The 25,994-nt window shown below is 69.6% G+C and carries 28 protein-coding genes; 11 read left to right on the forward strand and 17 right to left on the reverse strand.

Annotation, left to right across the window (positions count from 1 at the left end; genetic code table 11):
• The first annotated feature begins 9 nt into the window (after positions 1–9).
• A complete protein-coding gene (locus MHY30_RS01835) occupies positions 10–501 on the forward strand; it encodes an FBP domain-containing protein (RefSeq protein ID WP_239274801.1) in 492 nt (163 codons plus the stop codon).
• Positions 502–538: 37 nt separating this feature from the next.
• Here the strand turns inward: MHY30_RS01835 and MHY30_RS01840 are convergent, their stop codons facing one another.
• Positions 539–1,354 (reverse strand): endo alpha-1,4 polygalactosaminidase, encoded by an 816-nt coding sequence (locus MHY30_RS01840; RefSeq protein WP_239274802.1) that lies wholly within the window; start codon positions 1,352–1,354, stop codon positions 539–541.
• Between the two features lie 407 nt (positions 1,355–1,761).
• Between MHY30_RS01840 and MHY30_RS01845 the strand changes: the two genes are divergently transcribed.
• Positions 1,762–2,616, forward strand: coding sequence for a helix-turn-helix domain-containing protein (locus MHY30_RS01845; RefSeq protein WP_239274803.1), 855 nt, complete (start codon positions 1,762–1,764; stop codon positions 2,614–2,616).
• Positions 2,617–2,638: 22 nt separating this feature from the next.
• Here MHY30_RS01845 and MHY30_RS01850 read toward each other — a convergent pair whose 3' ends face one another.
• A complete protein-coding gene (locus MHY30_RS01850) occupies positions 2,639–3,604 on the reverse strand; it encodes an LLM class F420-dependent oxidoreductase (protein ID WP_239274804.1) in 966 nt (321 codons plus the stop codon).
• A 105-nt stretch (positions 3,605–3,709) separates the two neighbouring features.
• Positions 3,710–4,732, reverse strand: a complete 1,023-nt coding sequence (locus tag MHY30_RS01855) for a TerC family protein (RefSeq protein ID WP_239274805.1) — start codon at positions 4,730–4,732, stop codon at positions 3,710–3,712.
• 285 nt (positions 4,733–5,017) lie between these two features.
• Here MHY30_RS01855 and MHY30_RS01860 point away from each other — a divergent pair, with 285 nt between their 5' ends.
• Positions 5,018–5,203, forward strand: a complete 186-nt coding sequence (locus tag MHY30_RS01860; RefSeq protein WP_239274806.1) for a hypothetical protein — start codon at positions 5,018–5,020, stop codon at positions 5,201–5,203.
• 144 nt (positions 5,204–5,347) lie between these two features.
• Here the strand turns inward: MHY30_RS01860 and MHY30_RS01865 are convergent, their stop codons facing one another.
• Positions 5,348–6,784 (reverse strand): glycosyltransferase, encoded by a 1,437-nt coding sequence (locus tag MHY30_RS01865; RefSeq protein WP_239274807.1) that lies wholly within the window; start codon positions 6,782–6,784, stop codon positions 5,348–5,350.
• A 167-nt stretch (positions 6,785–6,951) separates the two neighbouring features.
• Between MHY30_RS01865 and MHY30_RS01870 the strand changes: the two genes are divergently transcribed.
• Entirely contained in the window at positions 6,952–7,650 is a 699-nt protein-coding gene (locus MHY30_RS01870) for a triacylglycerol lipase (protein ID WP_239274808.1), read from the forward strand.
• 13 nt (positions 7,651–7,663) lie between these two features.
• Here MHY30_RS01870 and MHY30_RS01875 read toward each other — a convergent pair whose 3' ends face one another.
• Both MHY30_RS01875 and MHY30_RS01880 read right to left on the reverse strand, forming a co-directional pair.
• The gene (locus MHY30_RS01875) at positions 7,664–9,505 is read right to left on the reverse strand and encodes a DUF2207 domain-containing protein (RefSeq protein ID WP_239274809.1); all 1,842 of its coding nucleotides are present in this window, start codon (positions 9,503–9,505) and stop codon (positions 7,664–7,666) included.
• 78 nt (positions 9,506–9,583) lie between these two features.
• A complete protein-coding gene (locus MHY30_RS01880) occupies positions 9,584–10,144 on the reverse strand; it encodes a MarR family winged helix-turn-helix transcriptional regulator (protein ID WP_239274810.1) in 561 nt (186 codons plus the stop codon).
• 93 nt (positions 10,145–10,237) lie between these two features.
• Here MHY30_RS01880 and MHY30_RS01885 point away from each other — a divergent pair, with 93 nt between their 5' ends.
• Positions 10,238–10,618 (forward strand): hypothetical protein, encoded by a 381-nt coding sequence (locus MHY30_RS01885; RefSeq protein ID WP_239274811.1) that lies wholly within the window; start codon positions 10,238–10,240, stop codon positions 10,616–10,618.
• Between the two features lie 99 nt (positions 10,619–10,717).
• Here MHY30_RS01885 and MHY30_RS01890 read toward each other — a convergent pair whose 3' ends face one another.
• Together MHY30_RS01890 and MHY30_RS01895 are read right to left on the reverse strand one after the other, a co-directional pair.
• Positions 10,718–10,945 carry a hypothetical protein gene (locus MHY30_RS01890; protein ID WP_239274812.1) on the reverse strand — a complete coding sequence of 76 codons (228 nt, stop codon included), beginning with the start codon at positions 10,943–10,945 and terminating at the stop codon, positions 10,718–10,720.
• 27 nt (positions 10,946–10,972) lie between these two features.
• On the reverse strand, positions 10,973–11,908 hold the full coding sequence (locus MHY30_RS01895; RefSeq protein ID WP_239274813.1) for an aldo/keto reductase family oxidoreductase: 936 nt from the start codon (positions 11,906–11,908) through the stop codon (positions 10,973–10,975).
• Between the two features lie 372 nt (positions 11,909–12,280).
• Between MHY30_RS01895 and MHY30_RS01900 the strand changes: the two genes are divergently transcribed.
• Together MHY30_RS01900 and MHY30_RS01905 are read left to right on the forward strand one after the other, a co-directional pair.
• Complete coding sequence (locus MHY30_RS01900; protein WP_239274814.1) at positions 12,281–12,943, forward strand: DUF998 domain-containing protein; 663 nt, start codon at positions 12,281–12,283, stop codon at positions 12,941–12,943.
• Positions 12,940–13,131, forward strand: a complete 192-nt coding sequence (locus MHY30_RS01905; RefSeq protein ID WP_239274815.1) for a hypothetical protein — start codon at positions 12,940–12,942, stop codon at positions 13,129–13,131. Before MHY30_RS01900 ends, MHY30_RS01905 begins: the two co-directional genes overlap by 4 nt.
• 16 nt (positions 13,132–13,147) lie before the next feature.
• On the opposite strand, the gene MHY30_RS01910 is transcribed toward MHY30_RS01905, so the two are convergent.
• Complete coding sequence (locus MHY30_RS01910) at positions 13,148–15,619, reverse strand: LuxR C-terminal-related transcriptional regulator (RefSeq protein WP_239274816.1); 2,472 nt, start codon at positions 15,617–15,619, stop codon at positions 13,148–13,150.
• A 338-nt stretch (positions 15,620–15,957) separates the two neighbouring features.
• Between MHY30_RS01910 and MHY30_RS01915 the strand changes: the two genes are divergently transcribed.
• Positions 15,958–17,613: a polysaccharide biosynthesis tyrosine autokinase gene (locus MHY30_RS01915; RefSeq protein WP_239274817.1), complete on the forward strand. Its 1,656-nt coding sequence runs from the start codon at positions 15,958–15,960 to the stop codon at positions 17,611–17,613.
• 57 nt (positions 17,614–17,670) lie between these two features.
• Here the strand turns inward: MHY30_RS01915 and MHY30_RS01920 are convergent, their stop codons facing one another.
• Positions 17,671–19,032, reverse strand: coding sequence for a sugar transferase (locus MHY30_RS01920; RefSeq protein WP_239274818.1), 1,362 nt, complete (start codon positions 19,030–19,032; stop codon positions 17,671–17,673).
• 451 nt (positions 19,033–19,483) lie between these two features.
• Here MHY30_RS01920 and MHY30_RS01925 point away from each other — a divergent pair, with 451 nt between their 5' ends.
• From MHY30_RS01925 to MHY30_RS01935, 3 genes are all read left to right on the forward strand, one after another.
• On the forward strand, positions 19,484–19,759 hold the full coding sequence (locus MHY30_RS01925; protein WP_239274819.1) for a helix-turn-helix domain-containing protein: 276 nt from the start codon (positions 19,484–19,486) through the stop codon (positions 19,757–19,759).
• Between the two features lie 91 nt (positions 19,760–19,850).
• The gene (locus MHY30_RS01930; RefSeq protein WP_239274820.1) at positions 19,851–20,186 is read left to right on the forward strand and encodes a hypothetical protein; all 336 of its coding nucleotides are present in this window, start codon (positions 19,851–19,853) and stop codon (positions 20,184–20,186) included.
• Positions 20,187–20,310: 124 nt separating this feature from the next.
• Positions 20,311–20,943 carry a hypothetical protein gene (locus MHY30_RS01935; RefSeq protein ID WP_239274821.1) on the forward strand — a complete coding sequence of 211 codons (633 nt, stop codon included), beginning with the start codon at positions 20,311–20,313 and terminating at the stop codon, positions 20,941–20,943.
• Between the two features lie 92 nt (positions 20,944–21,035).
• Here the strand turns inward: MHY30_RS01935 and MHY30_RS01940 are convergent, their stop codons facing one another.
• The 7 genes from MHY30_RS01940 to MHY30_RS01970 form a co-directional block, all read right to left on the reverse strand.
• On the reverse strand, positions 21,036–21,203 hold the full coding sequence (locus MHY30_RS01940) for a hypothetical protein (RefSeq protein ID WP_239274822.1): 168 nt from the start codon (positions 21,201–21,203) through the stop codon (positions 21,036–21,038).
• A 107-nt stretch (positions 21,204–21,310) separates the two neighbouring features.
• Entirely contained in the window at positions 21,311–23,317 is a 2,007-nt protein-coding gene (locus MHY30_RS01945) for an AarF/ABC1/UbiB kinase family protein (protein WP_239274823.1), read from the reverse strand.
• Between the two features lie 418 nt (positions 23,318–23,735).
• Positions 23,736–24,323, reverse strand: a complete 588-nt coding sequence (locus MHY30_RS01950) for a hypothetical protein (RefSeq protein ID WP_239274824.1) — start codon at positions 24,321–24,323, stop codon at positions 23,736–23,738.
• Positions 24,320–24,910 carry a DUF6286 domain-containing protein gene (locus tag MHY30_RS01955; RefSeq protein ID WP_239274825.1) on the reverse strand — a complete coding sequence of 197 codons (591 nt, stop codon included), beginning with the start codon at positions 24,908–24,910 and terminating at the stop codon, positions 24,320–24,322. The genes MHY30_RS01950 and MHY30_RS01955 overlap by 4 nt, the downstream gene beginning before the upstream one ends.
• Positions 24,907–25,290 carry a hypothetical protein gene (locus MHY30_RS01960; RefSeq protein ID WP_239274826.1) on the reverse strand — a complete coding sequence of 128 codons (384 nt, stop codon included), beginning with the start codon at positions 25,288–25,290 and terminating at the stop codon, positions 24,907–24,909. Before MHY30_RS01960 ends, MHY30_RS01955 begins: the two co-directional genes overlap by 4 nt.
• Positions 25,287–25,475: a DUF2273 domain-containing protein gene (locus tag MHY30_RS01965; RefSeq protein ID WP_239274827.1), complete on the reverse strand. Its 189-nt coding sequence runs from the start codon at positions 25,473–25,475 to the stop codon at positions 25,287–25,289. Before MHY30_RS01965 ends, MHY30_RS01960 begins: the two co-directional genes overlap by 4 nt.
• A complete protein-coding gene (locus tag MHY30_RS01970) occupies positions 25,472–25,942 on the reverse strand; it encodes an Asp23/Gls24 family envelope stress response protein (RefSeq protein ID WP_239274828.1) in 471 nt (156 codons plus the stop codon). Before MHY30_RS01970 ends, MHY30_RS01965 begins: the two co-directional genes overlap by 4 nt.
• Between the last annotated feature and the right edge of the window lie 52 nt (positions 25,943–25,994).

Here is a 25,994-nt window from a genome sequence, read left to right on the forward strand (position 1 = left end):
GGAACGCCCATGATCGCTCTGACCGAATCCACCATCCGATCCAGCTTCGTCAACGTCTCGCTCCGCGAACGGAAGGCGATCGTCGTCCCTGACGATCTCGCCGACCGGGAATGGGAGCGCCTCGATTACTTCGGCTGGCGTGACCCGAAGTCGCCGCTTCTCGGCTTCGTCGTCGCCGAGCTCGACGGCGCCGCCGTCGGGCTGCAGCTCCGCCAGGCCGAGCAACCGACCCGCTCGCGTCCGCAATGCTCGTGGTGCGCGGACGTCACCCTGCCCAACGACGTCGTCTTCTTCGCCGCACGTCGGGCCGGCCGCGCGGGCAAAGCCGGAAACACCGTCGGGACGCTGCTGTGCGCCCATTTCGAGTGCTCCGCGAACGTTCGGCGTCTCGATCCGCCGGCGTACCTGGGCCATGACGCCGAGGCCGCACGCGATCGCCGAATCGTCGGACTGCAGACGCGGGTCGAGAGCTTCTTCCGAGACCTCCTGTCCGGAGCGTGAGCGTCAGCGCGCCGGCGGCGGGGTTCCGGCAAAGCACTCAGCCCGGCGTGCAGGTCTCGAAGGCGTACTCCGCTGCCCCGGGGGCGGACAGTCCGCGGTCCCGCAGCACGGTGACCGCGGGCGTGTCCTCGTCGGCGCACAGGCTCGTAAAGGGTCGGGGCAGGCGGTCGGTGTACTCGATGTCGATCACCTGCGTGCCGTAGACCTCGGTGTAGGTCGCGCACTCGCCGTAGGCCGCGCACTCTTCCGCGACGGCGAAGTCGAATCCCGCCGCGTCGCGGAGATCGGCGGCGAACTCGGCGGCGTTCTTCTGCCCGGCGGCGAGACCCGCTCCGTGGGCCACGACGACGAGCGCCTCGGCGACGGCGAGGTTGTCCTCGATGGTGAGCGCACCATCGGTGCGGGTGAAGGTGTCGAGATTGTCGAACTCGACGGCGCGGAACCCGGATGCCGCGCACCCGCGGATCCACGCGGAGACGAGCCGCACGATCTGCCGACGGTTCTCGTCGGTGGACGTGTCGACGATGCGTTCGTCTGGCCAGTCCGGGTCGATGACCGGCTCGCCGTCCCGCTCGAGGAGGGTGCCTTCCGGCCACTGATCGCTCTCGCCCGGTTGGGTCTGGAAGGCGTTGACGTAGCAGATCGAGTAGAGGCCGTCGGCGGGCGCGGCGGTGCGATCGCGCACGACGATGCCCACACCGTCGGCGGGCGGGTAGGGCTGGCCGAGCTGATAGTCCACCAGCGTCCCGGCGGGAAGGGGAGGCGGATCTTCCACCGGGGCTCCGGTCGGCGCGCACGCGGACAGGACGGCGCTCAGCACGACGATGCCGACGATGACCCCGACGCGCGACATACGACCACCCTAGGAGTGTCCCCGACGCGCCACGACACGGGGCGGCCGTCGGGTCTCCGTGGGGGCGGGGACGCGCTAACCTGCTGTGGCCTCCCCGGGACCGCAATTCTGAGCATGCGCCGCGCGGAACGGAGGAAACGGGTGAGCCAGGGGGCATTCGGCGAGCACCGGGCCTGGCCCTATGCCTGCGGTGATGCCGATGGTGCGCCGCGACGGTGTCGATCGCCACGTCCGCATCGCTCTGTCTCTGCTGGCACGGGAGTCGACGTCGTGGCGGGCGCTCGCGTCCGTCTTGACCAATGGTTCCTCCGCCCTGTTCGTCGCGCTCCCGCTCCGGTGGCCTCGTCGGAGGCTGCCACAGTGGGGCGACAAGGGGCAGCGATCTCGGACGAGACAGGAGGAGCACCGTGAGCGAAGACCCGGAGGCACAGCGACGGGATGTGGTCTTACGCCGCCTGGGCGAACGCGTGCGGGCCATGCGACGCGCACGCGGGATGTCGATCGCGTCGCTGGCGCTGACGACGACCCTGTCGGAAGAGGAGATCCGCACGCTCGAAGCAGGGCAGGTCGCGGCGCCCATGGATGTGCTGATCACGCTCGCCGATGCCTTCGCGGTCGGCGTCGCGGACCTGTTCGGTGACAGTGCCGTCGCGCTCGCCGATTCGCACGCCACTGACGCCGCGCGGTCGAGCCCGCACGTGATCCCGAGCCCGGTCCTGTGGGGCGGTGATCTTCCGCCGGCGCCGTGGCTGGACGAACCTGCCGAGAGTGGTCGTGATGCGCAGGCGCCGCCCGTCGCGCCCGCGCCGACCGCGGGAGCCGATGCCGACGTCGCCGCTGTCGGAGACGGCGACCCCGCCGCGGAACGAACGCCTCCTGCGTCGGGGCAGGGGAGCAGCGACGCGACTCCCGCATCCGCGCCCGAACCCGCGGTCCCGACTCCACCGGATCACGGCGCGCCCCCGCACGTGCCGGTTGCCTCGGTGGCGCCGCGGGTACACCGACGCGCTGCGGAGCGCGGGATGCACGAAGAGACGCCCTATGTGTTCGTCGCTCCCGATGCTCCCCCCGCGCACGGGCCGCGAACCTTCGCGGATCTCCGCACGGGGAGCCTGGCGGGTCGCACTTTCGGCTCGATGCGGGAGTTCGCCGTGGCATCCGTGCGGGAGGGCAATCACGCCCTTCCCGACGTGGCCCGCGTGTTCCGGGTGCCGGTGTGGCGGCTCGAACAGTGGGTTCGCGAGTCCGGCCACGCGGACTGAGCCCGCGTGGCCGGCGCGGACGTCACAGGGCGCGCAGCTTCTCCAGCAGCGGTGCGGCGATCTCGTCGACGAAGCGCTGCTGCTCGGCGTCTCCGACCTGCACGATCGCGATATCGGTGAACCCCGCGTCGATGAAAGGGCGCACGCTCTCGGCCAATTCGTCCAGGTCGGGGCCGCACGCGATGGAGTCCGCGACGTCCTCGGGGCGCACGAACTGCGAGGCGCCGGCAAAACCGGCCGGGGTGGGCAAGTCGGAGTTGACCGCCCAACCGCCGGCGAACCACCGGAACTGGTCGTGCGCGCGCGCGATGGCGGTCTCCTTGTCGGGATCCCAGCTGATCGGGATCTGACCGATCTTGCGCGATTCGCCTTCGTGATGCTCGTCCCACCCGCGGATGAGCTCGGCCTCGGGCTCGGTGGTGATGAGGTGGTCGCCGAGGGGCGCGAACCGTTCGATGGAGTGTTCGCCGGAGACGGCGACGCCGATCGGAACCCCACCCTCGGGCGCGTCCCACACGCGGGCGGAGTCCACGCGGAAGTACTCGCCGTCGTAGGTGATGAGGTCGCCGGTGTGAAGGGCGCGGATGATCTCGATCGCCTCCACGAGCATGTCCTGCCGCGCGTGCACGGCCGGCCAGCCCTCACCGACGACGTGCTCGTTGAGGTTCTCGCCGGAGCCCAAGCCGAGCGTGAACCGCCCGTCCGAGAGCAGCTGCAGGGTCGCGGCCTTCTGCGCGACGACGGCCGGGTGATACCTAATCGTGGGGCAGGTGACGTAGGTCATCAATTCGACATCGGTCGTCGCCTGCGCGACGGCGCCGAGCACGGTCCACGCGTACGGGGCATGTCCTTGCGACGTCAGCCACGGTGAGTAGTGGTCGCTCGACACGAGGAAGTCGTATCCGGCGCGTTCGGCGCCGACGGCGTAGTCCACGAGCTCACGGGGACCGCTCTGCTCGGTCATGAGGGTGTATCCGAAACGAGTCATGACGGTCACGGTAGGCGCGACGGGTGAGCCCCGCCGCGGGGTTGCGCTCGCCGATCGGATACGGCAACGGGCCCACGGCGTGTGCCGTGGGCCCGTCGCAGTGCGTCAGTCCTCGGGGGCGTGGATGACCTTGCGACCCTCGAACTCGTCGCGCCGCTTCTTCTCGGCATCCTTGCGGGTCTTGGCCAAGCTCGCCACCGTCGCCACCGCCACGGTCGCCGCGATGAACAACAGCGAGAACCAGATCGGGATCTCGGGCACCCAGAGCAGCGGCTCGCCGCCGTTGATGAAGGGCAGCTCGTTGACGTGCAGCGCGTGGAAGACGAGCTTCACACCGATGAACGCCAGGATCACCGCGAGCCCCTGCGAGAGGTAGACCAGGCGCTCGAGCAGACCACCGATGAGGAAGTACAGCTGCCGCAGGCCCATGAGCGCGAAAGCGTTCGCCGTGAAGACGATGTACGCCTCGTTCGTGAGTCCGTAGATCGCAGGGATGGAATCGACCGCGAACACCAGGTCGATGAATCCGATCGCGATGATCACCAGCAGCATCGGCGTGACGAAGCGCTTGCCGTCGCGATTCACCGTGAGCTTGTCCTCGTGGTACTCCTCGGTGACGGGGAGGACGCGCCGGACGAAGCGCATGAACTTGCCGTTCGCGGGGTCGCTCTCGCCGTGCGCGAAGGCCTGGCGGTAGGCCAGGAACAGCAGCAGCGCGCCGAAGATGTAGAAGATCCACGAGAAGTTCTCGATCAGCGCCGCACCGATGGCGATGAAGGCTCCCCGCATGATCAGCGCGATCACGATGCCGATCATCAGCACCTTCTGCTGGTACTTCTTCGGCACCGCGAACCCGGTCATGATGATGAGGAACACGAACAGGTTGTCGATCGAGAGCGCCTTCTCGGTCAGGTAACCCGCGAAGTACTCGCCCCCGTAGGTCCACCCCGAGACGACGCCGATGCCGACCCCGAACAGCAGGGCGAGGCCGATGTAGAACGCCGACCACCGGGCGGACTCGCCGATGGACGGTTCGTGCGCCTTGCGCACGTGGGCGAAGAATTCGAAGACGAAGAATGCGATCGTGACCGCGATCGTGATGATCCAGATGAGCGGGGTGACACCCACGCGAGCCTCCAGGGGATTCTGGTGTACAGCAAAACACCAAGGTCTCCTCCATCCGCGACGCGGACCGACGACCCGGGTCCACGATGGCGTGGACCGTACTGACGGATTCGTCGCGTGGGAGTACTCCCCTTGCTCCGGTCGATTGTACGGCACCCATTCCCCGCGCGGCTGTGCGGCGGCCCCTGGGCTGCCTGCTCAGCATGCGTCCCGCGAGCGCGCAACCCCTCGCCGCGGCCGCCCCCGTCGTCCGACGATGGCAGGACGACGTCGAAGGAAAGGACGAAAATGGACGACCGCGACGAGACGCAGGACGCCCCCATCATGGACGGGGCCACCGAGGCCGCGCCGGAGGAGAAGAAGGCCGGCGCGAAGGAACAGCGAGCGGCGGATGCCGCGGTCGGCAACGCCGCGGCCGACGAGGACCTCCACGACGACGTGCGCAGCATCCGCGCCTACGGCGAAGACAGGTAAGGCGACGGACCCCGTCCGGAGCCGCGTGGGGGAGTGGCTCGACGGACGGGGTCGTCGCACGCCGCTGAGGGCGTCATCCGCACCGGCAATGCCGGGGCTGGGGGAAACGACGCTACGCCTGATCGCGGGAGACAGGGTCCGCTCTCAGCGGATCCGAAGGCGACGGCGGAGCGCGTCACGCACACGCCAGGTCTGACGACGTGCGGCGTGCCTCCGCTGGGCCCGGCGCAGAACGCGACCCCAGCGATCCAGAACGGTGCGCTCGTCGAGTGCGCGGGTGCGGACCACGGCATCCTGTCGCATCCGCTCGAGCACGGGCCCTTCGGTGGCAAGGGCTCGCACCAGCGCATCCGTCAGCGCCGACACATCGCCGGGAGGAACGAGCCAGCCCGTACGCCCATGCCGGATGAGTTCGCGCGGTCCGTACGGAACGTCGTACGAGATCGGAAGGCAGCCGGCGGCCATCGCCTCCGCGATGACGAGGGAGAACGCCTCGGACCGGCTTGTCAACAACAGCACCGACGCCGAACTCAGCGCCTCTCGGGCCGACGGGGTGAAGCCGTGGAACCGCACGACCTCTCCGGAGCCCGCCATCTCCTGCAACCGATCACGTTCCGGCCCGTCGCCATAGACGTCGAGCGTGAGGCCGGGGACACGATCCGCGGCGCGCACCGCCGCCTCGACGGCGTGCTCCACACGCTTGATCGGCTCGAGCCGGGCCAGAACGACCGCCCCGCGACGTTCTGCAGCCGACACCCCCACGGGGGCGACGGGGTGGGGGACGACGGCGAGCAGCGGGAGGGGGCCGACGCGGCGCCGGACGTCCCGGGCCTGACGCGTCGTGCAGAAGACCACCGCGTCGAACGCGCCCAGCCGAGCGAAGACCTCGGCTCGCGACGGGCGCAGTGCCGAGCCGTCGTCGGTGAGATGGGATCCGTGGACGATGTGCGCCACGACGACGTGCGGGCGGCGGTATCCGGCGGCGAACCGCGCCATCGCCTTGCTGTCGACGAGCACGAAGGACCGCTCGCCCGCGGTGAGACGATCGAGCCATGCAGCGTAGAGCGCGCGGACACCGCGCCACGCGGCACGCGGTGCGCCCGTCGCGTCGCACGTCACGATGATGCGCCGCACGCCCCCGCCGGTATGCGGGACATCCCGCCGGTCGCTCGCTGCGAGGGTGCCGTCCGGCCGGAGGTGGTCGATCTGGAGGACCCTGCCCCCGGCGTCGGTGCGGATGCGCCGCACGACGGCCTCGCCCGCGCGTTCCTCGGCGGCTCCGGTCGCGAGAGGAGCGAAACCGGAGGCCCCGGTCACCGGCTTTCCCCGCAGGTCGTTCTCGCCGAGCCACTCCCACAGGTTGCGAACGCGCACGCGGGGCGACAGGGCGTCCCGTTCCGCGAGCTCGGTCGCCGTTGCTCGCACGTCGGCACGATCGTCACAGGTGAGCACGTCGACGGCGACGCCGCCGAGGCGGTCGAACAGGCGGGAGCGCTGCAGCAGAGCGGCCGTCAAGCCGCCGTAGTCGCGGGGGATGCCCCAGGTCAGAACGAACTGCCGCCCGTGCGGCAACGCGGTCACCGTGCGCCCCCGTATCCGGTGAGGGGCCCGGGGTGTGCGGCCCGGTCGGTGTGGGCGGGCCGCGGCGCCGAGGGGAGAAAGCGCATGAGGCGACTCTACGGGAGCCGTCCGCCCGCGCTCTGGCAACCCCGGGGCGTTCGGCGCCGGTCGCCGTCGAAGATGGGGGGATGACGACGGATGCCGTGTCCCCCGTGCCCGGGTGGCGCACCCTCGCGCGGGATGCCGTGTGGTGGGCTCAGGACTACGCCTACGCCGCGGCGGCGCAGGTGCGTGCCGTCGGCCCGGGGCACCCGGACGACTTCGCCTCGGGGCAGGGTCGCCCGCTCGTCCTCCTCCCCGGCATCTACGAGACGTGGCGCTTCCTCGAACCGCTCGCGCGCGTGCTGCACGATCGCGGCCATCCGATCCACGTGGTGACCGGGCTCGGATCCAACCGTCGCCCCATCGTCGAGTCCGCCGCCGTCGCCGCCGCCCTGCTCCGAGAGCGCGACCTGCACGACGTCGTTCTCGTGGCGCACAGCAAGGGCGGCCTGGTCGGTAAACACCTCATGGCCTTCGATCCGGTCGGAACCCGCGTGCGGGCGATGGTCGCGGTCGCGACGCCGTTCGGGGGGTCGCGCTACAGCCGGCTCATGCCGACGCCGTCGTTGCGCGCCTTCCGATCCGGGGATGCCACGATGCGCGCGCTCGCCGCCTCGGCCGATGTGAACTCGCGCATCGTGTCGGTCTTCGGTGCCTTCGATCCGCACATTCCCGAGGGCAGTGAGCTCGCCGGCGCGCGCAACGTCCGGTTGGATGGCGGGGGCCATTTCCGGGTGCTCGCTGACCCGCGCGTGATCGCCGAGGTCATCCGCGCTGCGGAGTGACCCGCCGCCTCGGTCAGCGTCCCCCGCCGCCGCCTCCGCCCATCCCGCCGCCGGAGAAACCACCGCCGAAGGACCCTCCCGAGAAGCTGCCCGACCCGCTGACCTGCGGGGCGGGGCTGCTGCCCTTCTGCATCGTCGCCAGAGAAGAGGCGAACGCCGCGCTCGAGAAGCCGTTCGGTCCGATGTACCAGCCGAGATCGGCGCCGTCGGCACGCGCCCGCGTGGCCAGAACGTCCGCCCATTCGCGTTCCACGCCCCACACCACCGCCCAGGGCAGGAGCTTCTCGTAGAGGTGGAGGACGTCAGCAGGTCCATCGGGCGCGACGGATCGACGTTCCGCACCCTCGGGGCTTTGCAGGATGCGCAGCCGATCGGCCTCGGCCAGCGTCAGATACTCGCGGAGGCCGCGCAGATGATCTCGCGCGCGAGCCCCGGCATCCGTCACCCGGTCCGAGTAACGGATGAGCGCGAACGTCAGGATGCCGGCCACCACCGTCGCCGGGATCGCCGCGATCTGCCACCCGGTGGGGGTGGCGCCGACCGCGGTGAGAAGCACGGCGCCGACCGAGACGGCGAAGGCAACGACCGCGATCACGCCGGCGACCACCGCAACGCCCATACGCGGCCGTCCCATCCACCCGCGGCTTCGCAGCTCCGAGGTCGCCGTGGCGGTCAGGGCGCGCAGACGCTCGCCGACGTCGCTTCCCGGCGTGTCGAGCGCGACGCGCGCACCGGGCGCCGGTGCGCGGCCGAACACGGCAGTCAGAACGCCCGCGCGCATCGGCGTGGCGCCGGTGCCGTCGACGTACTCCAGAACCAGGTCGTCGTCGGCGGCCGGATCCTCCACGATCCGGAGGTGACCGGCGACGGCCGTGTCGAGGATGGCTGCTTGTATCGCGGCGCGGGGGCGGCGGACGAGGTGAGCACCCTCGAGCACGTCGGTGTCGGCGGGTGGTGCGTACTCGGCCACGATGATCCCGCGCCCGGGGGCGTCACGATTGCGCCGACGCGACACGGCGGCGGTGCCGAGCGCGACGGCACCGACCCCCACCGTGCCGATAGAGATCCCCGTCAGCGTGGGTGCGGCATCCACCGAGAACTGCTCCGCCGGGGTGCGGACGACCTCACCGGGCACGAACGTCCCGCGGGCGAATCCGACGGCGATCGTGAGGTTCTCGCCCGGACCGAGGTCGTCGGACGACGCGGTGAAGGTCGCGGAACCGTCTGCGTCGTCCGCACGGGCGATGTCGCATCGATCGGTGGACCCCTCTGCGCCGCGGTAGCAGGCGGCGGCGCCGTCGAGGGCGACGCGCGCGAGGTCGTCGTCGACGGACAGCTCGACGCGCACGCGCCCGAAGGGCTGCTCCCACTGTGTCCCGTTGATGTCGCGGTAGAACTCGTCCGCGTTCGTATCCGCGAACGCGCGGATGGTGTCGCGCTGCGTGTAGGAGATGACGTAGGTCTGCTCGCCTCGCACGTAGGCGTCGTCTCCGGTGAGGACTCGCACCTCGCGGCGATCGGTCTCGACCTCGTAGGGAATCGTCTCGCCGTCCGGGCCCGTCACCCCCGTGATCGTCGTCTGCAGGGGAACACCGTCGTAGTCGTTCGGGATCGCGCGGATGATCCCGCGGTTCTGATCCTCGTCGGGGAAGAGCGCCACGAGCGTCTCCGTCACCGCGAGTTCGGCGTGGCCGTCGTCGGCCCGGGACAGCGTCATCTGCGCATCGAACGACGCGAAGGTGAAGTCATCGACGTCCGCTCGCGCGGGGAGGGGGAGAGCCAGGCCGATGACGACGAGGGCGAGTGCGGCCGCGGCGGCCAGGAGGGGGCGTACCCGGGTGGCGGAAGCGTCCATGCCTCGACGGTACCGAGGTGGGCTGCGGACCGACTCCCTCGCAGGGGGGATCAATGGATGCCGTGCCCCACGCCACGCCTACGGCATCCGCGCGGCATCCTGGTCCGTGCCGGTCGACGTCGCGATCCGGCAGCACGAATCTCCGGTGGCCGCGCAGCGTCCCCCGACCGCGCATCTCATGCGGTTCAGAAACGCGGTCACGGCGTCCGCGTCGGTCTCGCTCATTCCGCGAGTCGCCGCCATCATTCGTGCGTGGAGCGTGCCGAGCGTGTCGCGCATCTCGTCCTCGGTCTGTGCGGTGCGACGCACCAGGACCTTGCGCCGATCGGTGGGGTGGCGCTCGCGGCGCACGTGGTCGGAGCGCTCGAGTCGATCCAGCAATGCGGTGATGGACGCGGTCGACACCCCCAGATGGCGGGCCAGGTCCGCAGGGGTCACGTCCGCACCTGCCGACGAGGCCCGCGTGAGGAACCGCAGAACGACGAGCTCGTTCTCGCTCATCGCCATCGTGTCCTGGGTGCGGCGCCGCATGGCCATCTCGGCAGCGCGGTAAGCCCGCAGCGATTCCATCACGCGAGCGCCGCGACGATCGTCCATGTCCTCGCCGTACCAGTAGGGCGGCGGAGAGATGGCATCCATGAGACTCCCTTCGACCGGTTCCTTATATCTCGCTTGCCTATTCGCTAGTCTATTTAGTAAGTTTGCGAACAAGCAAAGACGGAAGGGAACACCATGGCGAAGCTGTTCTACGGAACGACCCCCGAGCCCATCACGATCGACGATCGGATGCTCGCCCACGTCAAGGTCGTCGTGGCCACGAAGCTGCGCCGAGGAGAGAGCTTCACGCTCTCGTGGACGCACGGCCCGGACGAGCCCGTCGGTCGCTCGACCGTATGGCTGCAGCCGGCAATTCCCCTCCGCTTCGTGTTCGACTCCGAGCAGCCGGAATCTCTGGACCAGGATCTGCTCAAGCGGATGGCGAACGACGCCAACTCGTCGCGCGGGCTCAGCCTGGACATCGAGGATGCCGCCGTCGCAGCGCCTGCAGCTCCGGCACGTCGGACGTCGGCGCGTTCGGCGAGCTCGACGCGCTCCCTGGCGCGCGCCGCATGACCGCCCTGGCCCCCGACGGCACCGCCGCGCGACCTGCGGCGTGGGACGTGCCCACTCAGCCGATCACGGTGATCACCCCCGCGATGACGGTCGCCGCCGCTACGGCGTGACGTCGTCTTCGGCGTCCTGCGGCTGCCCCCCTCGTGACCCCGACTCAGCACGCGTGGCCACGATGGCCGTCGCCAGCAATACGGATCCGACGACGATGAAGACGAGCTTCGGTCCGACCGGGCTATCGGCGGGCAGGACGAGCGTCGGCGCTGCGAAGACGGCAGCCGCGATCATTGAGATCACGGCGCCCCAGGGGCGCACTTTCGTGCTCTTCACCAGCTGACCCTCTCCCTCACTGCGAACTCACGGCACGGTATAGCCGGCCGCACGCACCAGGGCGTACCACTCCGCGCGGTCGAGCACGATGTCGGCGCCCGCGGCGGCTTCCGTGACCCGGCTCGGTGTCGTCGTCCCGAGGACCGTTTGGATCCCCGCGGGATGCCGCGCGATCCAGGCGACCGCGATCGCGAGCGGGGTCACCCCGTAGCGGTCCGCCACGCGATCGATGACCGAATTCAGCTCCGAGTACGCGGGATCGCCGAGGAACACCCCCTCGCTTCGCGTTCCCTGCAGGGGCGACCACGCCTGCAGGGTGATGCCCTCGAGTCGGCAGTAGTCGATGAGTCCGCCGCCGTCGAGAACCGTTGCCTGCGCTGCGGTCTCCATGTTCATCGCCAGCCCCTGCGCGACGGTCGGCGCGTGGGCGACGGAGAGCTGCACCTGATTGGCGACGATCGGCTGGCGGACGGCGGTCTTGAGCAGATCGATCTGTCGAGGAGTGTGGTTCGAGACGCCGAACGCGCGCACCTTGCCTGCGGACTCGAGAGCGTCGAACGCTCGAGCCACCTCCTCGGGCTCGACAAGGGCGTCGGGTCGATGGAGGAGCAGGACGTCGACGTAATCGGTCTGCAGTGCTCGCAGCGACTCGTCGACGGACGACACGATGTGGTCGAAGGAGAAGTCGAAGAAGGGCCCCTCCCGCACGATGCCCGTCTTCGTCTGCAGTCGGATCTCGGCGCGTTCGGAGGGCGTGAGACGCAGCGCCTCCGCGAATCGGCGTTCGGCGCCGTGCACCTCTCGGCCATAGATGTCGGCATGGTCGAAGAAGTCGATGTCCGCGGCCCGTGCCGCGGAGTACAACGAGCGCACCTCGTCGTCGGTCTTGCCGTCGATACGCATCATTCCCGCGACGACGGCGGGAACAGCGGGGCCGGAGGGTCCGAGAGGAACGGTGCGCATCGCTCCACGTTAGCCCGGAGAAGGGGATGCGCGGTCTCGAACCGGGTGCCGTGGTCACGAGACCGCGCATCCAAGTGGAGTGATCGTCATCGAGTGAGGAACTTTTGGGGGAGAACCACTCGGGATCACTCGCAGACGACGATGCCATTGCCGGGGCCTCTCCCACCGCCGATCCTCGAAATCCTCACCCACCGAATCGCCTATCGGGCACCCGGCTTCCGACCGCTTCGTCCTCAGCGTCGCTCGCGACGCCTGCCGAACACCGGTCGCGCGGTACTGTAGCCGGGCCCCTCGACGCCACCGGAGACGCCCATGTCACAGACGATCATCGGGTCCCCCCGAAGGGAGCTTCGGCCAGGGAGCCGCCGTGTCGTGGCCCTCGCTACCGTGGGCGGCACCGCTGCCTTCCTCAGCGCAGCACTCATCTGGGTGAGTCGCCTGTGGGATCCGAGCGTCCATTACGTCAGTCAGCTCGGTGCGACGGGGATGCCGACGGCTCCCGTCTTCAACTTCTCTCTTCTGCTGCTCGGTATCGCGGCCGTGCTCGTCGACCGGGCTCTGCTCCATCGCCCACTCGTTTACGTCGCGGGGTGGCCCATCGCGGGCACTCTCGTCGTCTGCGGTGCCTGCTTTGCCCTGGCATCCGTCGTCACCTGCTCGCCGGGATGTCCCGTTCCTTTCACTCCGAACGCGCTCCCGCAGGATCTCATTCACATCAGTGCGGCCGTGCTGGGGTTCGTTCTCGCGATCGTCGCGATGGCCCAGGTGTCCTTCCTCCGTCGTCGCCCATGGATGCGCGCGGCCAGTCTCGCCACGCTCGTCGCCGTCGGCGTGACCTCGCTCACCGGTGCGATGCTCGCGCTGTTCCGCGGCGACACCGTCCTCGGCGGGAACCTCGAGTTCACGGCGGCGACGCTGGCGATCGCCTGGTTCGGGGTCTTCGGGTTCCAGGTCGCGCGGGACGAGGGCACCCTGACGCTGCCCGCCCGGCCGGCGTCGAGCATCCCGTCCAGCGCGAGTACCGTTGCACCATGACCCGTCGACGTCTGGCTCGGATCCTCGGCGTCGTCGCGCCGCTCGCGGCGATCGTCGTGGTCCTCGTCGTGCTCCACGGAGCGGGTGTCCCCTTGACTCTCCCCGGAATCATCATCGCCGTCCTCGTGCTCATCGTGGGGCGGTTGATCGGCGTGTACGCACGACGGCGGCGGACCGAGCGGCGCTGACCAGCGCCGCCCCGGCTCACACCTCGTTGTCCACCTCGATGAGTCCCCACGCGTGCGCCGCACGAATCGCGCTCGCCCGGTCGGAGACCTCGAGCTTGCGGTAAAGGCTCTGCAGCTGCGTCTTCACCGTGTTCGGCGAGACGACGAGCGCTCGCGCGATGTCGGCGATCGTCGACGTCGGGGTGAGCTGGGCGAGGACCACCTGCTCGCGCTTGGTGAGATGCGGCACGCTCACGGATGACGCGAAGAAGGAGGCGCGCGCGGCCACTCGGTCGCGGGCCGCCGGCGACAGCAAGCGCAGGACGAGCCCGCGGTCCTCGGGCGCCACGGCGCTCCACGGGCTCCACAGGTCGTGCCGCATGCTGAGAGCTTCGGCCCGCTGAGCGGTCGAGCGGTGCGCGCCCGCGCCGTTGAGGCGGATGTCAGCGACCATGCTCACGACCAAGCTCTCCAGGGCAGCCCGCGGGGACGAGTCCTGGTGGATACCCCATTTGACGCTCATGACGTAGGCCTCGTGGGCGCGTCCCGCATAGAGCTGGGAAAGAGCGATCGCGGGCGCCGTCGCTGCGGAGAGACCGAACGGACCCTCGAACAGCGCCATGGCCTTGCGTGCTTGGCGGAGCGCGATCAGCACCTTGGCTCGAGCGGTCAGGAGGTGGACCGACTGGAAGTGGGACGGGGGCGTGCTCCGCGTCCGCGACATCCAGGAGCGGAGCATCCCGAGCGCATCCGGAGCCGAACCGGAGAGCAGGAACGCGATGGCCTGCGTCACCGCCGCGAACGGCCAGAGCTCCCGGGCGCCGCCCGTCGCCGTCAGGGTGTCGAGGCTCTCCCGGGCCGCGGACGCGTCGCCCCGCTCGAGATGCAGCCACGCGTCGGCGAGACGGGTGCCCTCACCCCACGGGGACGAGATCCAGCTGTCGTCGCGGTCCGTGTCGCACAAGATCCCGGCCGCGCGAACGTCGCCCTCGAGGAGGGCGACGATCGCGAGCACTCCCCGAGCTCGCAGTCGACGCGCCGGCGGTGCCAGCCGCTCGACCTGCCCCAGTGCCAGGGCGGCGTCGCGCAGTCGTCCCATGGCCAGGTGCGTCATCCCGACCTGGTACCAGCCCTCGGCGATGGCCTCATCGGCAAGCGCGGGACGCCGGCGAAGGGTATCCATGAGCAAGGATGCCGATTCCGACGCCAGGGCGAAACGCCCAGCCGCGCGCAGCAGACTCACGCGCAACACCAAGGCCTCGACGTTCTGCTGAGCGGCGGCCTTCGCCTCGGGGAGGCGGCCGAGCGCCCCGACGACGAGCGCGGGGGTCTCTGCGGACAGAGCCGTCTCGCGGTCGATGGCAAGCAACGCGTCGACGGAGATGGGGTCGAAACCGACGTGCGCTCGGATCTCCCGGACGAGCGCGTCGAAGGCGGCGGCATCCCGCGCCCAGATCTCCGGCCCGGCCGAGCGCAGAATCGCTCCCAGGGTCGTCCACTGTGCCGCATCCGCGGCGAGCTGCGCCGCTCGGAGCGGCTCGCCCGCGGCGACGAGGTGATCGAGGAGCCGCAGACGGGCGTGCTCGACGAGCTCGGGTGCGGCCGCGGTGATCTCGCTGAGCCACTGGGTGCGAACCGGCTCGGCGAGCACGAGTCGAGTGGTGCTCGGCCACACGAAACCGGCATCCTGCAGCTGCGTCAACAGCTCACTGGTGGTCTCGCTCGTGGAGTCGATGCCGATGGCGTTGGCGAGCTCCACGTTGATGTACGGAGCGACCGCGAGAAGGCGGACGTCGTCCGTGACCGGCGTGCCCAGGTGAGCCTCCATGTCCGCGGTGAGGGCACGGCCGGCGTAGTCCGCGATCGCGTCGGCTTCGTCACGCGTGCGCAGGGGAAGGCTCTCCAGGCGGAGCCGCGAGCTGGCCAGCTGCGCAAGAGCGGGCCACCCGTGCGTGCGCTGCATCAGCACGTCGACCGCGACATCCGTGGTTTCGATGCCGTTGAGTTCGAGAACCAGGGAGAGCTCGTCGCGCGCCATGAGCAGATCGGCCGGTGCGAGCACGTGCACGTCGAACTCGAGCGCGACGAGCGGGCTTTCCAGTTGGGTCACGTGTCGGGTCGCGACGACGACGCGCAGCTCCGGGTCGGAACGCAGCAGGCCGAGGATTGCCGCGGAATCGATGCCGGGCTTGTCGACGAGATTGTCGACCAGCAGCACGTGCTGCGGGGGGCCGTCGCGAAACGCGGCCGCGACGCGATCCAGCGTCTCGGCGCTCGCGCTGTCGGCATCCAGCAGCTGGATGCCGATTCCGGGGTCGTCCTCGAGGGCGCCGGCGAACTGGCGGAGGAGCGCGCTCTTTCCCACGCCCGCCGGGCCGCGGAGGAGGACGACATCACTGTCGAGTGCCTCACGCAGTTTGGCCATGGTGGCGTTGCGGGGGGTCCAGAAGCGACTGGATCGTCGCGCAGTGCGCGCGGAGGTCGGCGCAAGATCTATGTCGATGATCATCGTTCTCTCCAACTCTCGAGCAAGGTGTGGGGTGCGCCCGGCTCGGGTGACGGGCGACGAGGAGGCGCACGAAAGCGATGCGCTTCACCCGATCATTGGGCGATGATCGCCCGGATGTGAGTCGAAGGGAGCGGTTTCATACCCGCAGTAATCCCGCCTTCACCCTGCGGGCATCACACTTCGGTCCCAAATATCACCCGCTCGGGGACGCCGCGCTTTCCCCTCGTTCTTCGCCCGGCTGAGCGCTCCGACGGCCACGCACGTGACGCCTGGGCGTCTGTTTATGCTTCCCCTCGCTCGCGATCCCTTCGCGGGGGTCGACGCGGAAGGCGGAACACATGGACATGCAGCGGGTCGTGCGGATCTTGCGGGCGTACTGGAAGACGATCGTCGTCCTCGCCGTCGTCGGCGGACTCGCTGGCTTCGGCTGGAGCGCCCTTCAGCCCCGCGTCTACACCGCGGACGCCACCGGGTACGTGGCCAGCACGTCCTCCGACGGTTCGACGGGCGCCTCGCTCGCGGGAAACAGCCTCGCGTTGTCGAAGGTGAAGTCCTTCATCGACATGGGGTACTGGCGGGCCGTCGCCGAGACGGCGCGCAACGAATTGGGGCTCACGGACAGCCCCGAGTCCCTCGTTCAGCGCATCCGCGTGTCGAACCCCGTCGATACCGTGAATATCCGCGTGGAAGCTGACGCGCCCACGCCTGAGCAGGCGCGGGATCTCGCCCAGGCGTGGCTCCTGGGCATGACGGAACAGGTCAAGCAACTCGAATCGGCGGGACAGGCCGAGGGGGCGGTCCGTCTGGTCGCGGGCGACTCCGCCCGCCTCCCCACGGCGCCCTCGTCGCCGAACGTCCGTCTGAACGTGGCGATCGGACTCATCGCGGGCGGCGTGGTAGGCGTGGTCTTCGCCCTCGTCCGTCGCGCCTTCGACCGGCGGGTGCGGTCGGCGAATGACATCTCCGACGCCGTCGACTCCTCGGTCGTCGGCGTTCTCCCCGTCGACAAAGAACTCGCCGCCGGCCGGGCGGTGTTCTCGTTCGACGACATCCGCGACGGCCGCGGGTCGTTCGCGCACAAAGAGGCGATGAGGGAGTTGCGAACAAATCTGCAGTACGTCGACGTCGACCATCCCGCGCGTGTCATGGTGATCACCAGTCCACTGCCCGGAGACGGCAAGTCCACGACCGCGGCGAACCTGGCCGTGAGCATCGCCGCCACGGGTCAATCGGTCATCCTCATCGATGCGGACCTGCGCCGACCGGTGCTGGGGGCGACCTTCGGATTCTCCGATGACGTGGGGCTGTCCGATGTGCTGGCCGGTCGCGCCCGCATCGATCAGGTCGCGCATCAGGTCGACGAGCACGGTCGTCTGTTCGTTGTCGCCGCGGGACGCACTCCTCCGAACCCGAGCGAGATGGTGGGCTCTCAGCGGATGCAGCAACTCGCGCGCAGCCTGGCGGACGATCTGGTCGTGATTATCGATTCGCCCCCGACGCTCGCGGTGGCCGACGCCGCGGTCATCGCGAGCTGGGCGGATGGGGCGGTGCTGGTGGTCACCGCTGGGCGCACGACCGACGACATGTTGGTGCGCGCGGTGGGAAACATCGCCAAGACCCGGGGACGGCTGTTGGGCGTCGTCCTCAACCGTGCGCCGTTGCGCGGAGCGGACTCCGGCTACTACGGATCGCGGTACGGCGGATACTACGGGTACGGCGCCCCGAGCACGAGTGAGGCGTCCGGTCCGTGGTGGCGTCGTCTGAGCCTGGCGAAGCCCGGAGGGCGGGCCCCACGCGGCGAGCCGGCGCCCGGACCGCGTCGGCGCTCGTCGGACGTGCCGCCCTCGAACGTGAGCGGGCTGCGAACGCTCTCTCAGCGGGGGAAGCCTTCCTCGGTGTCGGGCGACAGCGTTGGTGAACACGCGTCGTCGGCGAGCGGTGCCCCGGGCGTCGGAGGGGAAGCATCCATCGCTCGCCGTCGTCCGCCTGCCTGATCCCGCCCGAGACGACGAAGGCGCCGACCCCGAGGGGCCGGCGCCTTCGTCGTGCGCTCAGTGAGCCGTGGCGCCGGGAGCGACGACCGCTTTGACGGTGCGAAACAGAATGACGATGTCGCCCACCAAGGACCAGTTCTCGACGTAGAAGAGGTCGAGCCGGATGGCGTCCTCCCACGAAAGGGCGGAGCGACCGCTCACCTGCCACAGACCGCTCATGCCCGGGCGGACGATCAGGCGGCGGCGTGCGTCGTCGTCGTAGAAGGCGACTTCGGCTTCTCGTTGGGGCCGTGGGCCGACGAGGCTCATCTGTCCGAGGAGAACGTTGAACAACTGCGGCAACTCATCGAGGGAGTAGGTGCGGAGGATCCGGCCGATCGGGGTGATGCGCGGGTCGTCGTCGACCTTGAACAGGGGGCTGCCGTCGCGTCCCTGTGCCGCCAGCAGCTCGGAGAGGCGCGCGTCCGCTCCGTCGACCATCGACCGGAATTTCAGCATCCCGAAGGACGTGCCGCCCTGCCCGACCCGCTCTTGTCGATACAGGACTGGCCCCGGGCCGGAGAAGCGCACGAGGACCGCGAGCACCAGCAGCAGCGGGCTGAGGGCGACGAGCAGAAGGAGGGCGACGACGGCGTCGAAGGCTCTCTTCAGCACGCGTTGACGGGTCGAGTACTGCGGCGTCTCGACGTGGACGAGGGGGAGACCGGCGACCGGGCGAGTGTGGATGCGGGGGCCCGCGACGTCTGTCAGATTGACGGCGACGATGAGGTGATGGCGTCCGGGTTCCAGACCCCAGCCGATGCGACGGATATCGTGCGCATCGAGGTGGCCGCCTCCGGTGACCAGAACGCTGTCGGCGTCGACATCCTCGAGCAGCTGCTGCAACTGCCGCGCGTCCTCGTCGGTCCAGGTGGGGGCGTCGTCGGCTCCTCGGGGAAGTGCCCCGGCGACGATGAGACCGACACCGGGCTGGCGAGCGATCTCTCCCGATACGCGCGCATTCTCTTCGGGGCTGCCGACGAGGACGACGCGCGTCGACATGTCGCCGCGGCGGCGACGGGCGCCGAGCCACGACCGGCAGAGTGTGCGCGCTGCCAGCAAGGTGACGGTGCCCGCCGGGAGGCTCAGCAGGAAGTAGCCGCGGGAAAGGTCGACTCCCGTCAGGTACGCCGCCATGGCCACGAGCCCGAACAACTGAAGGGAGGCGGCGATCACGAGACGGTGCTCGGCAACGCCGTGTCCGACGACGCGCGGAGACCGCGTGCCCCACAGTGCCAGCGCGGTCAGCCACGCGATGCACAGCAGAACGGAGACGGTGGTGTAATCGACCGGAGCCGCGCTGACCCCGGTGTGGTCTGGTCCGAGCCAGAACAGCTGTGTTCCGAACACCGCGACGAACACGACAGCGGCATCGAACACGGCGAGGCGCCGGGCGTAGCGCGCTTGCCACGCACGGCGTCGTGGCGGACGGGCAGGGGCGAAGTTCTCCGCGATAGCTGGCGAAGCAGATGATGATGTGGCCAAATCCATAGTTCCTCCGCTGATCGGGTTCAGTGGCTGGAGTCGAGACGCCTTCCGGAAGAACGGATCGGCGTGGGGTCCGGGCACTCTGCCACCCGGCGGTCCTGACCGACGGTGGATGCCAGGGCTGTGGCGGCGGGGTGAAGGAACGGGGGCATACCGGTCGCCGCGTTCCCGCGCGCGTTCTTTGTCGTGTCTTCGCCGAGATCGGGACTGCAGATCGCCTTCGCGATCACCTCGCCCCTGCGACCCATCACCCCCTTCAGGTAGAAGACCTTCGGTGCACTTCGACGCACGACAAAATGTATGCATGTTCATGTGGGCGTAGCCGAACGGTCAAGCTGGACGCATGACCGACGTGTCCGATCCCTGGAACGAGTACGCCCGCGACTTCGGTGCCCGGCTTCGGAATGCTCGAGCGGAGCGCGGTCTCTCCCAGGAGCACGTGGCCCACGCCGCCGGGCTGGCGACCTTCACGTATCGCAAACTCGAGCGCGGCGAATCCAATCCCGGCACGCCGGCGAACCCGCGGCTCCACACGATCGTCTGCCTGGCCGAGGTCTTGGACCTCTCGCTGTCGGATCTCCTTCCGCAGCCGCCGGACGGCATCGCTCCCGGCCGCTGAGGGCGGTGTCGGAGGTTCGTGCTTCACTTCCTCCGTGCCCACCGATGACCGGGGCGTTCTCGTCGACGCCCCGTAGAGAGAGGTGTCCGGCATGAGTGAGTACGAGATCCGTCCTGAATTCACGCAACGTGCGTGCAATCTCGTGTGGTGTGCGACACCGCACCGAGACACGATGCATCCCGACGACGAGGCGCACCGCAGCGTCGGTCGGGGATTCCTCGCGCGCGTGAGGGGTGCCCGTGAGACGGGGCCCGGTGTCTGGCGGGATGTCGAAGTGGGTGTGCTCCGCCGACCAGACGACGTCGAGAGCTGGCTGATCATCGAAACCGCGGACGGCGCCGGTCTGGCGCTCAGTCTCGACGGCGCACGAGAGCTCCGACGTGCGCTCGTCGACGATCCCGATGTCCAGCAAGCACTTTCTTCGTGAGCTGCCGAGAACCATTCACCCCCGCGCGGCGCCGGGTGTCGTCGGCGGCCCGCGAACGGGGTCGGCGCGGAAGACGATGGACTAGTGCGCCGAAAGTCATCCCCGCGTCGATCGAAAGGGTCTCGTGAGCGAATCGACGGCACCGCGTCTCCTCATCGTGTGCACCGCGAACGCAATCCGATCACCGTTCGTCGAGCATCTGCTGCGCGCACGCCTCGTCGAAATGGGCGGCGCCGAGGTCCAAATCCGAAGTGCCGGTGCCGCAGCTCGACCGGGGATGCCTGCCGAACCGAACGTCGTCGAGGTCGGACGCGCCCATGGCATCCATCTCGACGATCACCGGACGCGCCTGCTCGACGAGTCGATGCTGAGCCTCGGCACTACGGTCCTGTGTGCCGAAGCGGCGCACCGGCGCACCGTGCTCGATATGCGCCCCGGATTGCTGGACACCACCTTTACGGTGCGCGAGTTCGCGCGTCTGCTCGGCGACGAGGGGCCGCCCGCTGGCGCCGGATGGGAATCGCTCATTCGCGCGGCTGCGCAGCTCCGCACGCGCGTGCGTCGCGGGTCCGCCCGAGAGGACGATCTCGTCGACCCGATCGGACAGCCACCGACCGTGTGGGCGGAGTTCGAACGACAGGCGGTGGGGGCTGTCGAGACCATCGCGCACGCGGTTGCGGCATCGGTCGTCGACGGTGGGGATGGCCCCGCCATTCCCCTCACTCGCCGGGCGCTCCGGGCACGCCGCACGCCGTAACGCTGCTCGGGCGTCCGCCCCGAGCCCGCCCGGGCGCGGTGACGCGTCGGGCCGCAGTATCGGTTCCGTGACCCCTCGCGGGAAAGGCTGCCTCAGAGCGTGATGACCCCGTGCAATGCCGCGTTCGACGGGGCATCCTGCGCCCGCCTTTCCTCGCTGTCTGCGCGAGCGATGATGCGTCCGAGACCGATACCGGCCGCGAGCGCTGCGACGATCCAGGTGACGATGCCGATGACGACGGCGGCGACGACGAAGACCATGGGACTTCTCCTTTGGAGTCCGGTGGTGCTTAACGGGTAGTGGACACACTGTAGCGGTCCGGACCCCCCAAAGAGGGGACTGCCGCACCGCGGCGATATGCGGTATGTCAGGGCCGGCGGCCGAACGTGCGGCGCACCACCCGGAGCAGCCCAAGGAAGCCGAACAGGCCGATGACCGCTCCCAAGATCGAGAACAGCGTCACCGAGCCGCCCAGGACGGGCCCGCCACCGGCGACGATGAGGACGACCGCGATGACGACCGCGGCGATCGATACCAGGGTCGTGGCGATCTCCGAGGTGAATCGATTCAGGATGCCGCTGGTGTCGGTGCCGTCGTCCGATCGCAGTGTGATTCCGATGGACCCGCGCTCGATGCCCGTGAGGAGAGCTTCCAGTCGCTGCGGCATTCTCTGCAGTCGCGCCATCGAGATCACGGCGCCGGCCTGGAGGTCGGTTGCGGCGCGGCTCAGCGAGAGCGTGCGACGCAGCAGTGTGGGCATGAGCGGGAGGGAGCGGCCGACCATGTCGAAATCCTCGACGATGACCCGCAGGCATCCTTCGAGCGTGGCGAAACTGCGCAGCGCCGAGGCCAGCTCGCCCGGGAGTGCGATGCGATGCTGACGGATGACGTCGACGATTCTCGTGAAGATCGACCCCTGGCCGACGCTGCGGACGTGTTCCGCCGTGAGCACGACGCCCACGTCATGACGGAAGGCGTCGAGGTCGACGTCGTCCGGGGCGTCGACGATCAACAGCAGGGCGTCGGTCGCGGCGACGTCGTTCTCGCTCAATGCGGCCAAGAGGAACGCCGTCATGTGCTGTCTGCGACTGCGCTCGATGATGCCGACGGCGCCGAAGTCGATCAGTCCGAGGGTCCCATCGCGCGTGAGCAGCACGTTGCCGGGGTGGAGGTCGGCATGGAAGACGCCGTACACCAGAATCTGTTCGATCACGGTCGACATGAGCACTTCGGCGAGACGGTCTCGTTCCTGCGCGGAGAGCGCACTGAGGTGCTCGGCGGAGTCGCTCAGCGCCTGGCCGTCCACGAGGCCCATGGTCAGCACTCGCGTGCTGGATGCCTCGGGGTACACCGCCGGGACGGTCACGACGCCCCGCCGGTCGGGCTCGGCGGTGTCGATGCGGTCGAGCGTGGCGCGGATCATCTCGGTGTTGCGTGCTTCGACGAGGTAGTCGAGCTCCTCGAGCAGAGTGCTCGTGAACCCCCGGGCGACGGACTCGATGCGGAGGTCCCGTCCGACACGTGTGCGGGCTTCGGCTCGGTGGGCGAGACGGCCGATGATGTCGGCATCCGCTTCGACCTGGGCACGGGCGGCGGGGCGTTGGACCTTGACCACGACGGGAGTGCCGTCGTACAGGACGGCGCGGTGGACTTGCGCCACCGAGGCGGCCGCCAGAGGATGCGGGTCGACCTCGGCGAAGACCTCGTCGAGCGGGCGTCCCAGATCGGTCTCGACAACGTCGCGCACCGTCTCCCACGGGAGCGTCGTCGCATTCGTCTGCAGGGAGGCGAGGGCGCTCAGGTACGGCTCGGGGATGAGGTCGCGGCGCGTGGAGAGCACCTGCCCGAGCTTGACGAAGCTCACCCCCGCGTCGTTGATGGTGGCCACGATCGCGCGCGCCCGCTCTTCCGAGGTGCTGAGCTGCTGCTCGACACGTGCGCGGCCCCCGTGGAACAGCCACCCCACGCCGTGCCGCGACGCGATGGCCAGGATCTCCAAGTACCGGCGCGTGCGCTTGCGCTGGCGCAGTGCGGCGCGGATCACGTCGATGGGGTTGGGAAGGGGGCGTGTCGGGAAGATCGCCTCGCTGGCGACGAGCGCCGCGACCCCAAGCGCGAAGACCCAGCTGATCGAGAGCGCGATCAGCCCGACCCACAGCCAGGCTTCCTCTTCGCTGGCGGGTGTCGCTCCTTCGGACAGCCCGGTCTGGCGCAGCACCCATCCGGCGAAGGGCACGCCGAGGAAGTACACGATCAGGCCGATGACGATGCTTCTCGGCCAGCCCACCGGGGTGCCCAGGATCTGCCGGGCGACGAAACCCACGAGGACCGCACTGACGATGGCGGCGACGGCGATGAGCAGGGTGACGGCCACGGGGTCAGCGTAGCTGTCGCTTCAGCAGATCCGAACGAGACCGCACTCGCGGCATCCCCATGTCGGCTCGGTGTGTCGCCGCGGTTCGAGAGGGATCAGGCATCGCGGGCACCGAGGGGAGAATCCGCGGTCGGTGTCGTGGTCGACCGGGAGAGCGGAGAGGGAGGCGGGACCGGAGGCATCGGGGAGGGGGAACATGACAGCCCTTCTGTACGACGGCATTTTTGCATGGGCATGTACAGTGGCGGCCTCCCATCCACAGCCTGCCGTTCGGGCCGCGGTCTGTGCGGGACGGGCGGACGGTGTGCTCGCGTCCGTGCGAACGCCAGCGGGGACGGCGTTCGGCACCGTCCCCGCTGGCATCCGTGACCTCGCTGAGCCCACCCATCAGAGCCCCGCCCGGCGGGCGGCATCCGCTCTAGTTCAGGCGCCTCTTATCGTGCGCGAGCTTTGCGCGCAGACCCGAGTGCACCGAGATGTACGTCCGGACCTGCTGACCCGTGAGCGTGGCCAGGTTCGTGACGAGGGTGTCGATGTCCTCGGCGACCCGGCGGGGGGAGGTGTTCTGGCGCGGGGTGACGCTCACGTGCAGCACCGTCTCTTTCCGCACTTCGCCGGAGGCGATGCGGGAGGAGAGGATCTCGTCCCGCTCGTCCAGGGTGTTCTTCAGCGCCTCGGAGGCGAAGCCGTCGGTGACGGTGATCCGCCCGGCGGTGCTCTCTTCGCCGCTGGACTGCAGGGGGACGCGGTGGCGTCCTCGGACGGCACCCACCGCGACGAGCACGAGCACGATCGCGACCACCGCCAGAGCGGCGAGAGCGCCGATACCCAGCGAGGGCTGACCGATTCCGTCGGCCCACTCCCGAACGCCGTCGGCTGTCCGGGTCCACGTGTCGGCGACGCCGGGGACGACGGCGACGGAGATCGCCAGGGAGCCCAGTCCGAGCAGGACGATCGCCACGACGAAGAGGAGGACGCGGTTCAACGCCCGGTTGGTGTTCCTCATCGGTTCTCCTCCTTCGCGGTGTCGAGCGCGCGCTCGATGCGGACGCGGGTGCGAACGGAGGGGGCAAGACGGTACGAAGCCACCTCATCGTCCACGATCTGCTGCAGGCGGTCCTTGTCGACGGGGATGCCGAGCGGCGGCCGAACGGTCACGTCGACCCAGCGGTGTGCCACGCCCACGACGACGTTCTCGCGGGCGATACCCGACTCGACGCTCAGGTGCTGCGCCAGCGCCGATGCCACCACGCCGTTGTCGACGACGACGGCGCGATCGCCCCACGTCATCTCGTGCTTGGACAGACGGCCCGGTGCGACGGCCAGGATGAGCACGATGAGACCGAGCACGGCCAGCGCCACCCCCGCCGCGATCAGCGCGGCCGGGGCTACTGCCGTGGGAAGCGAAGCGACAGCGTCGGCCGACGGACCGGGCGCGACCAGCAGCGGTGGCCGACCGAGCAGCGACAACACGATCTCGACGGCGGCGTACACCACGGCGAGAACGAGCAGCACCACGACGATGAGCATCGCGCCCGTGCGCGGTGAATGCGTCTCCCGACGGACCACGGTTCGCAGGACGGAGTCGGTCATCGCACTCTCCTTCTCTTCGGGGTCGTCGCCCCGGCGATGGTCAGATCCACGCGCGACACGTCGCGCCCGAAGAGGCGGGTGAGACGGTCGTGCAGGTCTCGCTGGATGCCGCGCGCGGCTTCCAGCACGGGGGTTGCGGCGCGGACCGCGTCGGTGTCGTCGAGGCGAGGAACCGGGAACGGAGACCGCACCCGCACCACGACGGTGTCGCGGGAGGCGGCGACGTCGACCGACACGGCGGCACGCTCGACGCCGATCGCCTCCGCTGCGGCCTGCTCCGCCGCCTTGCGATAGACCCGCTCGGCGACGTCGACGCGGCCTGCGGTGTGCGCCCCGCCCCCCGGGGCGGCGACGGCCACCCCGGGAAGCGCGGTGGTCACGACGTGCTCCGACCCGAGAACGCGTTGGCGATGCCGCGGATGTCGATCTGCCCTGAGACGATCCGGCCGACGAGGGCGCCTACCGCCATGAACAGGGCGACCAGGAGGAATCCCCAGAACCCGAAGATCAGCGCGGCCGCGGCCAGGATCAATCCGACGAGGGCGCCGGTGATGGTCGGGTTCATGACACGCGGGCGGGGGTCGAGTCGTCGCCATCGTCACCCGGGATGTGGATGTCGTTGACGTCGACGTTGACCTCGACGACCTCGAGGCCGACGAGGCGGCTGATGGCGCCGGCGACGCGGGAGCGCACCTGCTCGGCCACGTCCTGGATGGGCGCCGGATACTCCACGACGATCGTCACGTCGGCCGCCGCCTGGGTCTCGCCCACTTCCACCTTGACGCCCTGCGTCAGGTCGGTGGCGTTGATGGCGTCGCGGATCGCGCCGAAGGCCCGAGCCCCTCCGCCTCCGAGGGCGTAGACCCCGGACACCTCGCGCGCCGCGATGCCGGCGACCTTCGCCACCACCGAGTCGGCGATGGTGGTCTTCCCCGCCGTGTCGGCGGACGCGGTGTCGGAGCCGGGGAACGCGCGATCCACGCGCGACCCCTGGGTTGCGGGGCTGGCCGCGGGCTTCTCTTCGATAGCCATCGGAGTGTCCTTCCAGTACGTTCTGCCCCGGGTCGCCCCGGGTGCAACGGTG

It is taken from the genome of Microbacterium sp. ACRRU (genome assembly GCF_022346945.1).
GTDB lineage: Bacteria > Actinomycetota > Actinomycetes > Actinomycetales > Microbacteriaceae > Microbacterium > Microbacterium mcarthurae.

Excerpts from the sequence above, each read along its gene's own strand:
- MHY30_RS01835 (WP_239274801.1), top strand. The coding sequence starts at position 10 with ATGATCGCTCTGACCGAATCCACCATCCGATCCAGCTTCGTCAACGTC.
- MHY30_RS01840 (WP_239274802.1), bottom strand. The coding sequence starts at position 1,354 with ATGTCGCGCGTCGGGGTCATCGTCGGCATCGTCGTGCTGAGCGCCGTC.
- MHY30_RS01850 (WP_239274804.1), bottom strand. The coding sequence starts at position 3,604 with ATGACTCGTTTCGGATACACCCTCATGACCGAGCAGAGCGGTCCCCGT.
- MHY30_RS01860 (WP_239274806.1), top strand. The coding sequence starts at position 5,018 with ATGGACGACCGCGACGAGACGCAGGACGCCCCCATCATGGACGGGGCC.
- MHY30_RS01870 (WP_239274808.1), top strand. The coding sequence starts at position 6,952 with ATGACGACGGATGCCGTGTCCCCCGTGCCCGGGTGGCGCACCCTCGCG.
- MHY30_RS01875 (WP_239274809.1), bottom strand. The coding sequence starts at position 9,505 with ATGGACGCTTCCGCCACCCGGGTACGCCCCCTCCTGGCCGCCGCGGCC.
- MHY30_RS01880 (WP_239274810.1), bottom strand. The coding sequence starts at position 10,144 with ATGGATGCCATCTCTCCGCCGCCCTACTGGTACGGCGAGGACATGGAC.
- MHY30_RS01885 (WP_239274811.1), top strand. The coding sequence starts at position 10,238 with ATGGCGAAGCTGTTCTACGGAACGACCCCCGAGCCCATCACGATCGAC.
- MHY30_RS01895 (WP_239274813.1), bottom strand. The coding sequence starts at position 11,908 with ATGCGCACCGTTCCTCTCGGACCCTCCGGCCCCGCTGTTCCCGCCGTC.
- MHY30_RS01905 (WP_239274815.1), top strand. The coding sequence starts at position 12,940 with ATGACCCGTCGACGTCTGGCTCGGATCCTCGGCGTCGTCGCGCCGCTC.
- MHY30_RS01910 (WP_239274816.1), bottom strand. The coding sequence starts at position 15,619 with ATGATCATCGACATAGATCTTGCGCCGACCTCCGCGCGCACTGCGCGA.
- MHY30_RS01915 (WP_239274817.1), top strand. The coding sequence starts at position 15,958 with ATGGACATGCAGCGGGTCGTGCGGATCTTGCGGGCGTACTGGAAGACG.
- MHY30_RS01925 (WP_239274819.1), top strand. The coding sequence starts at position 19,484 with ATGACCGACGTGTCCGATCCCTGGAACGAGTACGCCCGCGACTTCGGT.
- MHY30_RS01930 (WP_239274820.1), top strand. The coding sequence starts at position 19,851 with ATGAGTGAGTACGAGATCCGTCCTGAATTCACGCAACGTGCGTGCAAT.
- MHY30_RS01940 (WP_239274822.1), bottom strand. The coding sequence starts at position 21,203 with ATGGTCTTCGTCGTCGCCGCCGTCGTCATCGGCATCGTCACCTGGATC.
- MHY30_RS01950 (WP_239274824.1), bottom strand. The coding sequence starts at position 24,323 with ATGAGGAACACCAACCGGGCGTTGAACCGCGTCCTCCTCTTCGTCGTG.
- MHY30_RS01955 (WP_239274825.1), bottom strand. The coding sequence starts at position 24,910 with ATGACCGACTCCGTCCTGCGAACCGTGGTCCGTCGGGAGACGCATTCA.
- MHY30_RS01965 (WP_239274827.1), bottom strand. The coding sequence starts at position 25,475 with ATGAACCCGACCATCACCGGCGCCCTCGTCGGATTGATCCTGGCCGCG.
- MHY30_RS01970 (WP_239274828.1), bottom strand. The coding sequence starts at position 25,942 with ATGGCTATCGAAGAGAAGCCCGCGGCCAGCCCCGCAACCCAGGGGTCG.